Source organism: Allocoprococcus comes (assembly GCF_013300725.1).
Lineage (GTDB): Bacteria > Bacillota > Clostridia > Lachnospirales > Lachnospiraceae > Allocoprococcus > Allocoprococcus comes_A.
Genome location: NZ_JAAIMM010000031.1, coordinates 24467 through 38868 on the forward strand (window position 1 = coordinate 24467; position 14402 = coordinate 38868).

Annotated in this window: 20 protein-coding genes and 1 pseudogene; 8 read left to right on the plus strand and 13 right to left on the minus strand. The window is 41.5% G+C overall.

The genetic code is table 11. The annotated features are described in order from the left end of the window. Positions 1-3: 3 nt before the first annotated feature. The 6 genes from G4407_RS14130 to G4407_RS14155 are packed head-to-tail and all read right to left on the minus strand — an operon-like array spanning position 4 to position 2800. Positions 4-423 carry a single-stranded DNA-binding protein gene (locus G4407_RS14130; RefSeq protein WP_173689394.1) on the minus strand — a complete coding sequence of 140 codons (420 nt, stop codon included), beginning with the start codon at positions 421-423 and terminating at the stop codon, positions 4-6. Beyond that, entirely contained in the window at positions 416-1174 is a 759-nt protein-coding gene (locus G4407_RS14135; RefSeq protein ID WP_173689395.1) for an ERF family protein, read from the minus strand. The genes G4407_RS14130 and G4407_RS14135 overlap by 8 nt, the downstream gene beginning before the upstream one ends. Beyond that, positions 1174-2115, minus strand: a complete 942-nt coding sequence (locus G4407_RS14140) for a DUF1351 domain-containing protein (RefSeq protein WP_173689396.1) — start codon at positions 2113-2115, stop codon at positions 1174-1176. The genes G4407_RS14135 and G4407_RS14140 overlap by 1 nt, the downstream gene beginning before the upstream one ends. 19 nt (positions 2116-2134) lie before the next feature. Then, entirely contained in the window at positions 2135-2326 is a 192-nt protein-coding gene (locus G4407_RS14145) for a hypothetical protein (RefSeq protein ID WP_173689397.1), read from the minus strand. A 29-nt stretch (positions 2327-2355) separates the two neighbouring features. Then, on the minus strand, positions 2356-2586 hold the full coding sequence (locus tag G4407_RS14150; RefSeq protein WP_173689398.1) for a hypothetical protein: 231 nt from the start codon (positions 2584-2586) through the stop codon (positions 2356-2358). Beyond that, positions 2564-2800 (minus strand): hypothetical protein, encoded by a 237-nt coding sequence (locus G4407_RS14155; RefSeq protein WP_173689399.1) that lies wholly within the window; start codon positions 2798-2800, stop codon positions 2564-2566. The genes G4407_RS14150 and G4407_RS14155 overlap by 23 nt, the downstream gene beginning before the upstream one ends. A 262-nt stretch (positions 2801-3062) precedes the next feature. On the opposite strand from G4407_RS14155, the gene G4407_RS14160 reads away from it, so the two are divergent. Continuing rightward, entirely contained in the window at positions 3063-3479 is a 417-nt protein-coding gene (locus tag G4407_RS14160) for a DUF2513 domain-containing protein (RefSeq protein WP_173689400.1), read from the plus strand. Here the strand turns inward: G4407_RS14160 and G4407_RS14165 are convergent. Next, on the minus strand, positions 3469-3657 hold the full coding sequence (locus tag G4407_RS14165; RefSeq protein WP_173689401.1) for a hypothetical protein: 189 nt from the start codon (positions 3655-3657) through the stop codon (positions 3469-3471). The two genes, G4407_RS14160 and G4407_RS14165, sit on opposite strands and share 11 nt — an antisense overlap. Before the next feature lie 322 nt (positions 3658-3979). On the opposite strand from G4407_RS14165, the gene G4407_RS14170 reads away from it, so the two are divergent. Beyond that, a complete protein-coding gene (locus G4407_RS14170; protein WP_173689402.1) occupies positions 3980-4210 on the plus strand; it encodes a hypothetical protein in 231 nt (76 codons plus the stop codon). Here the strand turns inward: G4407_RS14170 and G4407_RS14175 are convergent. Together G4407_RS14175 and G4407_RS14180 are read right to left on the minus strand one after the other, a co-directional pair. Continuing rightward, positions 4180-4377 carry a hypothetical protein gene (locus G4407_RS14175; RefSeq protein ID WP_173689403.1) on the minus strand — a complete coding sequence of 66 codons (198 nt, stop codon included), beginning with the start codon at positions 4375-4377 and terminating at the stop codon, positions 4180-4182. The genes G4407_RS14170 and G4407_RS14175 overlap by 31 nt on opposite strands. Before the next feature lie 5 nt (positions 4378-4382). Beyond that, entirely contained in the window at positions 4383-4622 is a 240-nt protein-coding gene (locus G4407_RS14180; protein ID WP_173689404.1) for a helix-turn-helix domain-containing protein, read from the minus strand. 163 nt (positions 4623-4785) lie between these two features. Between G4407_RS14180 and G4407_RS16600 the strand changes: the two genes are divergently transcribed. The 6 genes and pseudogenes from G4407_RS16600 to G4407_RS14210 form a co-directional block, all read left to right on the plus strand. Beyond that, on the plus strand, positions 4786-5271 hold the full coding sequence (locus tag G4407_RS16600; RefSeq protein WP_243868860.1) for a helix-turn-helix domain-containing protein: 486 nt from the start codon (positions 4786-4788) through the stop codon (positions 5269-5271). A 45-nt stretch (positions 5272-5316) separates the two neighbouring features. Continuing rightward, complete coding sequence (locus G4407_RS14190; RefSeq protein WP_173689405.1) at positions 5317-5781, plus strand: ImmA/IrrE family metallo-endopeptidase; 465 nt, start codon at positions 5317-5319, stop codon at positions 5779-5781. Between the two features lie 46 nt (positions 5782-5827). Continuing rightward, positions 5828-6325, plus strand: coding sequence for a hypothetical protein (locus G4407_RS14195; protein WP_173689406.1), 498 nt, complete (start codon positions 5828-5830; stop codon positions 6323-6325). A 68-nt stretch (positions 6326-6393) separates the two neighbouring features. Then, positions 6394-7128 (plus strand): FxLYD domain-containing protein, encoded by a 735-nt coding sequence (locus G4407_RS14200; protein WP_173689407.1) that lies wholly within the window; start codon positions 6394-6396, stop codon positions 7126-7128. Positions 7129-7334: 206 nt separating this feature from the next. Beyond that, positions 7335-8726: a recombinase family protein gene (locus G4407_RS14205; RefSeq protein WP_173689408.1), complete on the plus strand. Its 1392-nt coding sequence runs from the start codon at positions 7335-7337 to the stop codon at positions 8724-8726. A 17-nt stretch (positions 8727-8743) separates the two neighbouring features. After that, positions 8744-9556, plus strand: a pseudogene (locus G4407_RS14210) (ABC transporter substrate-binding protein); the annotation flags it as partial. Between the two features lie 108 nt (positions 9557-9664). On the opposite strand, the gene G4407_RS14215 reads toward G4407_RS14210, so the two are convergent. The 4 genes from G4407_RS14215 to G4407_RS14230 form a co-directional block, all read right to left on the minus strand. Continuing rightward, positions 9665-10369: a DUF975 family protein gene (locus tag G4407_RS14215; RefSeq protein ID WP_243259294.1), complete on the minus strand. Its 705-nt coding sequence runs from the start codon at positions 10367-10369 to the stop codon at positions 9665-9667. Between the two features lie 79 nt (positions 10370-10448). Beyond that, positions 10449-12272 carry an ABC-F family ATP-binding cassette domain-containing protein gene (locus G4407_RS14220; RefSeq protein WP_173689411.1) on the minus strand — a complete coding sequence of 608 codons (1824 nt, stop codon included), beginning with the start codon at positions 12270-12272 and terminating at the stop codon, positions 10449-10451. A 175-nt stretch (positions 12273-12447) separates the two neighbouring features. Beyond that, positions 12448-13830, minus strand: a complete 1383-nt coding sequence (locus tag G4407_RS14225; protein WP_173689412.1) for an NCS2 family permease — start codon at positions 13828-13830, stop codon at positions 12448-12450. 195 nt (positions 13831-14025) lie between these two features. Beyond that, positions 14026-14402, minus strand: a 377-nt coding sequence (locus G4407_RS14230) for a putative PEP-binding protein (RefSeq protein ID WP_330586108.1), incomplete at its 5' end; no start/stop codon positions are given.

The following is a 14402-nucleotide window of genomic DNA, read 5'->3' on the forward strand; positions in this document are numbered from 1 at the left end:
CGCCTATACAAAAGGAAGCTCTTCATCGATATCATCCGGAATATTCATAAATCCGTCTGGTCCCGGATCGCCGAATCCACCGCTTTCTGTCGCTGATTCAGTGCTGTTTTTCTTGGATTCTACAAATTCACAATTTTCGATAACGATATCTGTAGTGTAAACCTTCTGACCATCATTATCCGTATAGGAACCAGTCTGGATTCTTCCGTTGCAACCCATTCTCATTCCCTGATGAAAATATTTCTCAATGAATTCTGCCGTCTTACCAAATGCAACGCAATTCGGGAAATCTGCAGTCGGTCCATTTTCGCTTTTGAACTTCCGGTCAACCGCAAGCGCAAATCTTGCAATCGATGTTCCACCCTCTGTATATCTGACCTCAGGATCTCTAGTCAGTCTTCCGACAAGCTGCACACTATTCATTTTCCTTTTCCTCCCTCTTCAAATCTGGCGTTTTCTGAAATTTATTCATAACTTTCTTAAATTCAAGAACAGTCATATCTTCAATTTTTTTTGCTTTCACATCTCGCATTTTAAGAATCTGCTCATCACTGACTCCTGTTCGAGCTTGCTCGTTCTTAATCGTACTCAGCATTACCGGAGTAATTGTCGCATCGTCTGGCGCATTTTCTTCTTTTGCTGGCTGTGTCTGCGGTGCAGGTGCTTTCTGCGCAGATCTTACTTGCTGGACTTTCAGCTCTTCTTTCTTTTCTGCTTTCAACTCAGTTTCAAGCGATTCTGCATCCGGATCCGACATTTCCTCTGTTGGAATGCAGAAGATTTGAAAGCAAAGGTACTTGTAAGCAATCGCCATTGCTTTGTTGGTTGCTTTATCTCCCATATCCATTCCCTCTCCGTAAATAATGGAAGAAATATGGGATCCATCCTCTGCGTAGATGTCGTATTTGACTTTGCATACGACTTTTAAAATTGTAGCCCCAGTCTTTGTCTTACCGACTTCCTCACATTTTCTTTCTACTACGTTCGGAACAATGACTACCTTATTCTTAGCAAGTGCCGGATGCAGAGCGTTGAATACATCGTCAACTGATCTGTATTTGAATCCCTGCTGCTTATTTACCTTATCTTTTCCGACAGCTCCACAGTCTGCGATCACTCCTGCGATTGCAGCATAAATCTTCGGCTCAGCAATCTGCTGTTTAACTTCGCTCATTATTTCTCTCTCCTCTCAAAGTAAACTCCAATACTGTTGAATGCCATTTCTACAGATTCCAGTTCCTCTGGTGTAGCAATAACCTTGTAATATGCAGTGACTGTAGTTGGCTGTTCAAATGGGAGATCATCGTCACAGATATCCGGAATAACTTCTTTTTCTTCCATGACTGCTTTTTCAGCTCTCTCTCGTTCCTCTCTACGAATCTGTTCCTCTCGGAGGATAGCTTCGCGCTCTGCAGCTCTCGCTCTTTCAATTTCTGCCAAACGCTTACGCTCTTCTTCCTTGGCTCTGCGTTCTTCCTCACGCTTTAAAGCCTCTGCTTTGTTCTGTTCATAGATTGTGATCATCTGGATTGCTCCGTTCAGATCGAGCGTTCTTTTATAAGATTCCAGTGCATCAGCTTCCTTGTCGGAACGTGTTGCCTTGATCATTGTGATTGCATTACGGATCCCGTTCATTTTATCCGTCAGCTCTGCCTTGATGGATTTCATGGATGCTGTCGCATTTTCCCACCGATTGTCATACAGTTTTTCCAAACTGATATATTCCTTGTAGTCTTCGTATTCGGCAAGCATCTGGCCGAATAGCTTAGTCACATCCTCTTTTTTCGCCTTTCGGCGCTCTTCCTCGAAAGCCTGCACCTGTGCGTTGATTTCCGTGATAGGCTCTTCCACTTTGGCGGAAAGAACTTTCATTCTCTTTTCGAAAGCATCGTAAGGTTCCATCCATTTCTTTTTAACTGCCTTACGGCTGTCTTCGATGTCCTTTTTTAGCTTTCTGAGATTTGCGACCTCTGCTTTTGCGATGGTCTTTGTGTCTTCAGTAAATATGGCTCCCTTATATTCGGAAAGTTTCTTGTCCAGCTGTTCTTCCAGTGCATCAAAATTGAGTTCGATGCTCCCTGGATTTTGATTGATCACTAACGATAATTCACTCATTTTATTTGCCTCCTTTAAATTATTCTTTGTCATAGACCACTCGCTCTGCAGCCTTCACGATCAGAAGGCTTGCAATCTGTTTGAGTGATAAAGTTGATTCATTGTAAATTTCCACCAGTGCGTTATAAGCTTCCGGCGTTACCTTAATAACCATCTGCGCCCCTGTCTGCTGCTTTCTCCTTGCTGGAATGTGTATTGCTTCATCATTCACTTGACTTTCTCCTCCGATTTTCCTATAATTTAGTTGAGTTTTTTGTTATGTGCGCCACTGGAAGCTGCAACTTCCGGGCGCATTTTTATTGTCTTTACGCCTTTATCATCCAGGCAATCTGCGAAATTCTTTAAATATCCAATTGCCATCCGTTTGTGGTAATCCGCAGTCTTGTCTACTCTTTCCAGAGATTCAAGTGTTTCGATCATCTTGTCGATCTCTCCCACTCGGATGCTCTTACGCTGCTTCTCTTCTGGCATGCTCCCTCGCCTCCCTTATCTTTCTTTTCCTGTTCCGATATTCCAACATCCGGAAGTATTCATGCGCATATGCTCCAACTGCAAACACAGCAAGTCCGAGCACTTCATATAGGTAAAACAACTCCTGTTGTTCTACCGAGCACCCACCAACCATGCACATAAATCCAAATACAATCGCTGTTTTGCTTAATATCTTTGCAATCTTATAAAACATCTCTCATCCCTCCTTCTTCTTGTCCAACTGGTACCGCTTACGCGGTTTTCTCAATGGTATATGTAATTTTCACTTTTTCCTGTTCTTCCAATAAAGAAATCATCACCTGTATGATTTTTTCGATATCGGGTTTCATGCTTACCACCTACTTTCTATTGAAGTTTATGCGGTGCTGGTTGTACTTGTTGATTTGTCCTACGTTTTCTCCTATACTTTTAACTACAGGCACTGCCATGCCGAGTCTGAAAGAAAGGAGATTCTCATGGAATTAAATATCTCTTGTGTCCGTTCCATTCTTCTTACTGTCGAAAAATATGAAACTATTTACGAACCAGTATCGTTTGACGAGGAAATGCATAGTTACTACAAAGATTACTTAGATTTTTGCGATATCGAACAGATTTTATATCATGTCCAATACTGTATAAAAGCAGGTCTCTTAGCAGATGTAAGTACTACTAAAGCATGGGGACATATCAGCTTTAATTGTTGCCTCGAGCCTTTCGGTCATGATTTTCTTGCAAACACCAGAACCGAAGAAAAATGGAAACATACGCAATCAATTCTTAATAAAGTAGGAGACGCAAGCTTAAAAGTTATTTCTTCCATCGCGGAAGGAGTAACTACCGCTTTGGTTGACAAATATCTCCCCGCTGAGATTTCAAAATTTAACTTTTAAACCGTTCTTCTACCATTTTCCGTGAAACTATTTTGATGTACTCCATCAGTTCGTCCCTGCTTGGTGGAGTGTAGCCTTTTTCAACGATATAATAGATAATGGCTGTAAAGCGAATTCTCTCTGTAAACCATTTCAACGCAAACAGAATCGCGACTACAATGCTAATTATCAATACCATTTTCTCGCCTCCTAATTAAAAATCTGTAAGTTGTTCATTTTCTTATTCATCCTCATGTTCGTTCCTCTCGACAATTATTCTTATCGGAATCTCGTCTGATACAATGAGCATCCCCGTGATGCTGATGCTCAGCAACCCAAGCAACTCCACTACCTTCATTATCAAAAGATTTTTTCATAAAATGCGAAAATATTTTCGCAACATTTTGTATAGCAAACATTCGTTTTGCACTCTATCTAGTATTTTTGTATTGACACATCATAATATTAGTAGTAGCCTTTCTATAGAAGCTTCAAAATTCTAATGAAAGGCAGGTGACAACATGAGACGCTACAACCCTCCATTTAATGGAAACCGCTATGTATTAAACAAAGCAACTGGAGAAATCCACGATCTGGATAACGAAACATCTCTCTGTCAAATCGATGAAATGAATCCAGACCATGTATCGAACTGTGTATCTTATGAAGATGCCAAGTTCCGTGCTGCTTTCTTTTCACCACATGGCGGAAATGGTTGCTACTACTGTTTACGATCAAAAGATAACGGATAACCCGATTGAGCTATGGACTTCAATGTCTGTAGCTCTTTTTCTGGCAGTTCTTCCCTCAGAAGCTCCGTAAGCCTTTCGGTTGTTTTGCATTCCCAAACCATGTCAAATACCAGTTCTGAAAACTTCTGTTCGTCTGTGACCATCTTTAATGCATCGAACTTTTTCACATCTCTCACTCTCCTTTCTCAATTCCAAATAAGTAATTTGCATCAACACCAAAGTCTTTTACAACACTAATTAATGATGCAATGTCCGCTGCACGCATTATTCTTCTTCCGTTTAACATGTCGTTCAGTTCTTGCGATGTAAACCCTGCTTTCGATGCTACTGATGCCTGCTTCAATCCTTTTTCCGAAATAACATTTTTCAAGCGAACTGCAACAATGCTATTTGATGCTGTGATATCAAGCAACTTTGTTCCTCCTTTCTTTTTAATAAGTTTCTTGTTGCTTACGATGTTATAACAAGTTTCTTGTTTTGTCAATATGTTTTTAACAAATTTCTTGTTTTCTTATATTGACATACCAAGATTTATGAAATACAATACCTATATAAAATAAAAAGAGGTGAATTAAATGAGCGTAGGAAGCCGAATAAAAGAATTACGCGAAAGCAAAAACATATCCAGAAATGAACTTGCTGATTCCGTTGGTGTTACAGTTGGAGCTATTTCAAATTATGAAAATGAAGTCAGCTCCCCTAAAGAACCCATTTTATTTAAGATAATGGAATCTCTTAAATGTGATGCTAATTATTTATTTCAAGATGCTATTGAAATGCCAAGCATGAAAAACTCAGTTTCTATAGAAGAACTTCACCTTGTAGAGAAATACCGTGCTCTCGATGAACACGGTAAAGAAATGGTAGATTTTACTTTAACTAAGGAATGGGAACGCTCGATAGCTCTACAGGAACAAGAAAACAACTTACCTGAAGAATCAGACACTACTTATCAGCCTACTACCCTCGCCGCTCATTTCGATGGTGATGAATATACAGATGATGAAATGGATGAAATCAACCAGTTCACTGAGTTTGTAAAAGGCAAAAGAGGTAAGTAATTTACTGGACAGCTTATCTGATATACTCGAGTGGGAGGTGCTTATATGAATACGTACGAGCGTTTACAGGATGAAGCCTGCGAGGACGGTATAGACGTTATAGATTATACATTTCACAGCAACCGTATTAAAGGACTGTATTGTGATGGTGTTATAGCCATCAGAGAAGACATGACCATTCCAGAAAAGACCTGTGCTTTAGCTGAAGAACTCGGACACCATGAAACATCGGTCGGAAATATCCTCGATATGACATCGGCAGTCAACCGGAAGCAGGAAAGACAGGCTCGACTGCATGGGTATAACCGCCTGATCGGGCTGATCGGACTTGTAAATGCCTACGAACATGGATGTCAGAGCAGATATGAGATCGCGGAATACTTGGAAGTGACGGAAGAATATCTTGAGGATTGCATTGCATGCTACCGGAACAAATTCGGAATCTGTAAACAGGTAGATAATTATGTGGTGTATTTTATACCGCAGTTGTCGATGATGAAATTGGTATAACCGCATATGCGATTATATAGAAACACTTTTTATGAGGAGGAAAATTATGAAAAAGAAACTTGTAGCATTGATTCTGATCGGAAGCATGGCACTGTCGTTTACAGCCTGTGGCAATAGCTCCGATTCATCAAAAGGAACAAAAGAATCATCCAAGAAGACAGAAGCATCTACCGAAACTCCAAAAGAGGAAGCAAAGGAAGAAGTCAAAGAACCTGTCGTGCTGACTGGAAAATGGGAATATAAAGACGATGACGGTACTTGGATGCAGGCAGATATTACAGAGGATACCATCACAATAAACTGGATCATGGATGAAGGAAACACGACTGCTGTTTACTGGGTTGGAACCTATACTGCTCCTACAGAATATTCTGAAGAATATACTTGGACATCTACCAGAGACAAAGAAGCAACCGATTCCGCTCTTCTTGCTTCTCTGGATGATACAAAAGAGTTTTCTTATTCTGATTCAAGCAAACAGATTACCTATCAGGTAACAGTTTCCGGAATAACAAAAACTATAGCACTTAGCGAAACAGACTAATTTTAATATATGACCGCGCTTTTGTGATTATATAAATACTACATTCCATAAGAAGGAGGACAAACTTTATGAGAAGAAAAATTGTAGCACTAATGTTGGCTGGAGTTATGGCAACATCTTTTACTGCGTGTGGAGGTTCTTCTGCAAGTGACTCTAGTTCGCAGAAAACTTCAAACAGTAATTCTGTATCGCAGAAAAAAGAAGAGAAGAAAGAGGCCGAAAAGCAGGAAGCATCTATTGCAGAAAGTGGGTACTATATCAGTGATGATGGAATGGGCGATGTCTATGCTTATTATGGCGTAACTTTAAACAATCCAAATGCTGATTGGGCGATGCAGCTTCCGGTTTTAACCATCACAGCCAAAGGAGAGGATGGTTCTATTGTTGGAACTTCTGATCAGACACTCTTCTATATCGCGCCAAACGACACTATTTCTTTTGGAAGTGTTATCGACTGTAACGGAAAGGTGCCTGCCACTGTAGAATTTTCGATTCACTCTGGAACTTTCGTTCCTGGGGATACATCGGGAATCATTCCGGTATCTTCATTCTCGGTTTCCAATACAAGTGAAATAGTTCAGGATTATGGCGCTGTTTCTTATACCGGAGAAGTTGCAAATAACAGTGATTCCGATATTGACATGGTTGCCGTCACTGTCCTGTTGAAAAGCAATGGTTCCATCGTTTATGGAGATACTACTTATGTAGACAACATGACAGCTGGCACAACAAAACCTTTTGAACTATCCGAATACAACCTTCCAGAACATGACGAATACGTTATTTCCGTACAAGGCTGGTAAATAAATAAAAACCGCTCCTGCGCCAACAGGAACGGTCGAGCGATGGAAACATACTCCAATATGTTTCTGTTAAGTTCTCCGAAGAGATACCTTAACTCCAAACAACATTGTATCATCTCCGGAGCAGCCGCGCAAGAGAACAAAAGTTCTCAGGCTGTTATTTTTATACTCATTTTTACGTATATTGAAGAGAAAGGTGATATAATATGCCAAGTAAAATTGAACGCTGTGCCATTTACATCCGTGTGTCTACTGCTGAACAGATGATGCATGGTAAATCCCTGGAAGCGCAAAAACAGTACCTGACCAATTACGCCAAAGAACATAATATGACCGTTGCTGGAGTTTATGCTGACGAGGGTAAAACTGCCCGTAAAGAATTAAAAAAGAGAAAAGCTATCCATTCACTCCTCGAAGATGTAAAAGCCGGAAAAATTGATGTGATCATCTTCTGGCGGATTGACAGATGGTTCCGTAACCTGTCTGATTTTTACAAGGTACAGGAAGTCTTGGACGATAATAACGTCCATTGGATCAGCACCAGTGAACCCGGAATCAATATGGAAACCAGAGACGGTCGACTGCAGCTGAATGTAGTCCTGTCTATTGGCCAGAATGAAGTTGATACCACCAGCGAACGTATCAAATTCGTAAATGAAGCATCTATCCGGCAGGGAAAGCTGATCTTCGGTGATGTGAATATGGGATATGGTTATAAATCCGGAATCATTGACGGCGTAAAGCGCATGGTAAAAGATCCTGATCGAGAAGACACTGTAAATGCTTTTTATCGTTTTTTCTTTAAGCACCATGCAAAAGGGCTTTCCATGCGCTATATTCAGGAAAATTATGATCCGGATTTTACATGGGCGAATATGCGAACACTGCTGTCGAGTGAATTTTACAAAGGAACCTATCGCGGGATTCCATACTGTCCTGCTTACCTGACAGAATCTGAATGGAACAATCTGCAGGAAATACAGAACGCAAATGTTAAGCGTGCTCCTTCTGGCCGGATTTATCTTTTCAGTGGCATGATAAATTGTCCGATCTGTGGACGCAGGCTTAGCGCAAGAGGCGGTTCGTCCATTATCAACCGGAAAACCGGTGCCAAAAAAGTATACTGCTATTACCGATGCAACAAAGCTTTTATTGATCACAAATGTACATACAAGCACATGGTAAGTCAAAATCTCATAGAACAATACCTGATTGATCATCTGGAATATGAATACAATAAATTTAAAATAAAGTGTGAAAAAATTGAAAAGGAACAAGAAAAAAAGAAGAAAGTTCAGACTCCGGAAAAGCTCCAGAAAGAATTAGAACGATTAAATCTTCTCTTCCAGAAAGGAAGAATCAAATGGGATTATTACAGCAAAGAATATGATCGGATTGAAAACGAACTGAATGAATTGTTAAATGCGGCTCCGGAATTAGAACCTGATTATGCTTATCTGGAAGAGCTGCTGAATACAGACTTTAGAACAATGTACTACAATTTAACCCAAGAAAACCGCAGAGCCTTCTGGCATTCTATTATCCGGGAGATTCACCTGAACACTGATCATACTGTCGACTCTGTTGATTTCTTATAGCGTCTTGTACTAACTGGTTGACTCCGTTTGGGGCAGATAAAGTTATGACCGCCGTCCTCTCCGGTGAGGCAGATATTGGCTTTATGGGAAGTGAATCTTCGATTTATACTTACCAGGAGGGTGCAAATGATGTCATCAAAAACTTCGCCCAGCTTACGCAGCGCGCCGGAAACTTTCTGGTCGCACGTGAAGAAATGCCGGATTTTTCATGGGATGATCTGAAAGGAAAAGACGTTCTTGGTGGAAGAAAAGGTGGCATGCCGGAAATGGTCTTTGAATATATTTTGAAAAAAAACGGAATTGATCCGCAGAAGGATCTTTCTATCAATCAGAGTATTGATTTTGGTTCAACCGCTGCTGCATTTTCCGGTGGTCAGGCAGACTATACCATCGAATTTGAACCGAGCGCTACTGCCCTTGAAACTGAAAATGCCGGTTATGTCGTTGCTTCTCTCGGTGTTGATTCCGGCTATGTCCCGTACACCGCATACAGTGCCAAAACAAGTTATCTGAATGCTAATCCGAACATCATCCAGAAATTCACCAATGCCCTGCAAAAAGGAATGGATTTTGTTCAGTCCCACACTCCGGAAGAGATTGCAAAAGTCATTGCACCACAGTTCAAGGAAACCGATCTCGCTACAATTACAACCATTGTCAGCCGTTACTACGAACAAGACACCTGGAAATCGGATCTGATCTTCAAAGAAGAAAGCTTCAATCTGCTGCAGGATATTCTGGAAAGCTCCGGTGAACTGAAAGAGCGTGTTCCTTATGAAGAACTCGTCACAACTACTTTCGCAGAAAAAGCAGCAAAATCTTCACGTTAATCTGCCCTGAAATATTCATTAAAACAGTTATAAAAGCGCAGACACTGCATGTTTCCAACAGCGTCTGCGCTCCACTTTTTCACTTTAAGTTTTTCTGATTTTAACCTCTTACCGAATATACCCCTCCTGATAAGCCTTCTGCTTATTGAATGTGTACATCTCTGCAAACGATGCCTGTACATACGGATTTACATAAAAAATTGCAAGAAGTCCACAGGTAACCGCACTCAGCAGATACCATCCAAGGAATGACAGATCCATGATAAATGCTTCCATTTTTTCTCCATCCATCATCTGTTTACTGATCTGGAATGCTTCTTTGTAATCCATTGCCGGATTCTCAGCAATAATATATGGTACCATCAGATATTCATAATGCTTAACGATTCCAGGTACTACCAAAAGCAGACTCCAAAGTGCAGTAAATAAATCTCTTAAAAACATGGTAAGAACAATATTAACATAATGTCCGGAACGGAAACCGTCAAGCAATGTTCCGATTCCCGGCTGTGCAGTCTGGTTCAGGATAAAGAACCGGTATCCGCCCATTTTCAGGAGATTACCTACAAATACTTTTGCCACAAGGACAATCAGTATTACTACTGTTGCGATTCCTGCAAGCAATCCGGTAATCATTTCTGCATTAAATAAATTTCCACTATATATATCTGAATTCTCACTTACCCGTCTTGCACTGGATTCGCCAGAGACTGTGCCAAAGATTCCCATCAAAAGCGCAACTACAACGGCTGACACATAATTCTTCTTAAATGCCATATTGCCTCTCATTTTAAGTTCTGCTCTATTCCACATCATATGCCTCTCCTCCTTTGAATACATTGATATGATTCTCACTAACTATACTTTATCAGCTGTAAATCTGTCAATCACTTTACTGATTTTCTATCTGCTCTGCAAGATCATTCAGGTACACCCATCTGTCCATCTTTTCTTCCAGTGCTGTCTGTGTCTCTTCCTTCTCTTTCATAAGTTCGGACAGCTTCACTGAATTGGTGGCATTCTTAACCATCTCCCGATCCAGCTTTTCGATCGTCTCTTCCAGCTTTGCGATATCATCATCGATTGTCTCGTATTCCCGCTGTTCTTTATAAGAAAATTTCAGCTTTTTCACCCGCTGCTTCCAGGTCTTTTTGCTGTCAGACTCACCGGTCTGTGCAGAAGCTGCACCTGACATATTTTCTGCAATTGTCTGTCCGTCTTCCGGTTTTTCAAGCTCCACACGGATCAGATAATCAGAGTATCCGCCTTCTGACTGGCGGATCTTCCCGCCTCCTTCAAATGCAAAAATACGACTGACAGTACGATCCAGGAAGTACCGGTCATGGGATACAATCAGAATAATACCATCAAAATGATCCAGATAATCCTCCAGGATTGTCAGTGTCTGAATATCCAGATCATTGGTTGGCTCATCCAGGATCAGTACATTTGGTGCTTCCATCAAAACACGTAGAAGATAAAGTCTCCGTTTCTCGCCTCCGGATAACTTTTCGATTCGCGACCACTGCATTGCCCCATCAAAAAGAAATCGTTCCAGCATCCGGGACGCGGTAATCTTCCCGTCAGAAGTTGCAATGTACTCACCTGCTTCTTTTACATAATCAATGACACGCATGGATTCATCCATATATTCATTCTCCTGCGAGAAATATCCAATCTTGATTGTCTGTCCGATTTCAATGGTTCCGGCATCCGGTTTTACGATTCCGTTGATAATCTTGAGCAGCGTCGATTTTCCACATCCATTATGTCCAATAATTCCTATTCGGTCTTTCTTCAGAAAAATATAAGAGAAATCTTCGATCAGCTTCTTTTCTCCATAAGATTTGCAGATTCCGGAAAGTTCGATCGTCTTATTCCCCATACGGGAAGCCACAGAATCCAGCATTACCCGCTTTTCTTCCTGAATATCCTTCATCTCCTGCATGGCATGGATCCGGTCAATATGTGCTTTCTGTTTGGTACTTCTCGCCCTTGCGCCGCGGTGCAGCCATTCCAGCTCGGTCCGCAAAAGGCTTTTTCTCTTACGTTCTGTGGCAAGCTCCATGTTCTGACGCTCGGCTTTCAGACGCACAAACTCGGAATAATTGCCTGGATAGTTATATAATTTCCCATGATCAACTTCCACGATACGGTTCACCACACGGTCCAGGAAATAACGATCATGCGTAACCATCAGAATCGCTCCCCTGAACTGGATCAGATATTCTTCCAGCCATTCGGACATCTCATTGTCCAAATGGTTCGTCGGTTCGTCAAGAACCAGAATATCCGCCGGTGTCAAAAGTGCCCGGACAAGTGCCACCCTTTTCTTCTGCCCACCGGACATATGCTCAATCTTTTCGTCATAATCGGTAAATCCAAGCTGATTCAGCATAGACTTTGCTTCTGCCTCGATCGTCCAGCAGTTCAGCTCATCATAATTTCCTTCTGTTGCCGCGCGAAGAATTGTTGTTCCTTCTTCAAATACCGGCGTCTGCGGAAGATAGCAGGTCTTCACCTGATTCCCCATGCTGATCATTCCTGCATCACTTTCTTCGATTCCGGCTACGATTTTCAGCAGAGTGGATTTACCCATTCCGTTGACTCCGATCACACCGATTTTTTCATTTTCATTGATTCCAAATCCCACATCATCCAGAAGTACACGATCCGTGTAAGCTTTGGATACGTGTTCCATTGTCAATAAATTCATATATTTTCCCCTGCAATTCTCTGTTTTTGTCTTTTCCCATTATAGCAATTTGTACGGGGTCTAGTCAATCCTAAGTGTCTTACCCCGACACCGATTCTGACACGCAAAAAGCACAGGATCTCATCCGTTACCGGACAATCCCTGTGCTTTCGCATATCCCCATATTCTTTTTATCTTATAAGAAAATATATTTCAGGATAAACAATACCACCAGTACATACATCAGTACACTGATCTTCTTTTCTTTTGCTTTTCCTGTAAGCACGTTGATTACCACATAAGAAATCACTCCCATGGAAATACCTTCTGAAATACTATAACAGAATGGCATTGCTGCGATACAGATAAAACACGGAATTCCTTCGCTGTAATCACTGAAATTAATTCCTGCCACATTGCTCAGCATATAGAAACCGACGATGATCAGTGCCGGAGCTGTCGCAAAGGACGGAATTGCAAGAAAGATTGGTGATAAGAAAAGGGAAATTCCAAACAGGATCGCTGTTGTCAGGGATGTTAAACCTGTACGTCCTCCTTCTGTTACACCAGAAGCACTCTCTACGAATGTTGTTGTTGTAGAAGTTCCGAGTACTGCTCCAACTGTAGTTGCAACCGCATCTGCCATCAGTGCCCCTTTGATTCTCGGAAGCTTTCCGTCTTTGTCAAGCATGCCTGCCTTTGTAGATACACCGATCAGAGTTCCGAGTGTATCAAAAAGATCTACGAAAAGGAATGCAAATATTACAACAACGAATTCCAGTGAAAATACATTCTTAAAATCAAGCTTTCCAAATACCGGTGCAAGGCTTGGAATTGCGAGTCCGGAACTGAAATCCGGAAGCAGACTGTAGAATCCGATCTCCGGATTCGGTACATAAAGACCTGCTATCTGGCAGATGATTCCAAGTATCCATGTGATCAAGATACCCCAAAGGATATTTCCTTTGATGTTCTTAATCACCATGATTGCTGTGATCAGCACACCTATGATTGCAAGAAGTACAGTAATTCCAACGTTATTGAAGCTTGCTTCCACTCCATTTGCCTGATTATATGCATCTACGGAGAAGAGCTGTACCAGAGTAGATCCTCCGACAACGATATTCGCATTCTGAAGTCCAAGAAATGCAATAAATAATCCGATACCAACGCTGACTGCTGTCTTAAGACAGGTTGGGATCGCATTGAAGATCGCTTCTCTGACATTCGTCAGTGAAAGAATAATGAAGATAATACCCTCTGCAAATACTGCAGTCAGTGCAGTCTGCCATGAGTAGTTCATACCGATTACTACGGTATAAGCAAAGTAAGCATTCAGTCCCATACCAGGTGCAAGTGCAAATGGATAATTTGCAAATGCTGCCATACACAGCGTACCGATCAGTGATGCAAGTGCTGTTGCAGTAAAGACTGCCCCCTGATCCATACCCGCTGCGGAAAGAATGCTTGGATTTACTGCCAGGATATACGCCATCGTCATAAATGTCGTAATACCTGCAAGAATCTCAGTTTTGACGTCGGTGTGATTTTCTTTAAGTTTAAACACCTTTTCCAACATATTGTTTTCCTCCTGCTGTTTGTCTTGGATATTCCCTCTCACTCCTTAAAATATCCTCGTACAATTTTCTTGTAGCAGAGAATATTTTAGCAAAAAAAAGAGAAAAAGTAAACACATTACTTTCTCTCTGATTTCTAACTCTCTGATTTCTAACTCTTATTCGCCATTACTGTTCACAGTAGCTGTATCCCGTAACTATTTGCTCTCTCTGATCTTCTTTCTGAGCGGAAGTACCATTGCTGGAGAGACAGATAATTCGTCCAGTCCCATGGCAAGGAATTCTTCGGTCAGTTCGAGGTCGGCTCCGAGTTCGCCGCAGATTCCGATCCATTTCCCTTCTGCGTGGGCATTTTCGGCTGCCATGCGGATCATTGCAAGGACTGCCGGGTGGTGCGGATCGTAGAAGGCATCCAGCTTCTGGTTCTGACGGTCGATCGCCAGTGTGTACTGAGTCAGATCGTTAGTTCCTACGCTGAAGAAATCCACTTCTTTTGCAAGCTCACGGCTCATCATAACAGCAGCCGGTGTCTCGATCATGATTCCCAGTTCCACATCCTCACGGAACGGGATCT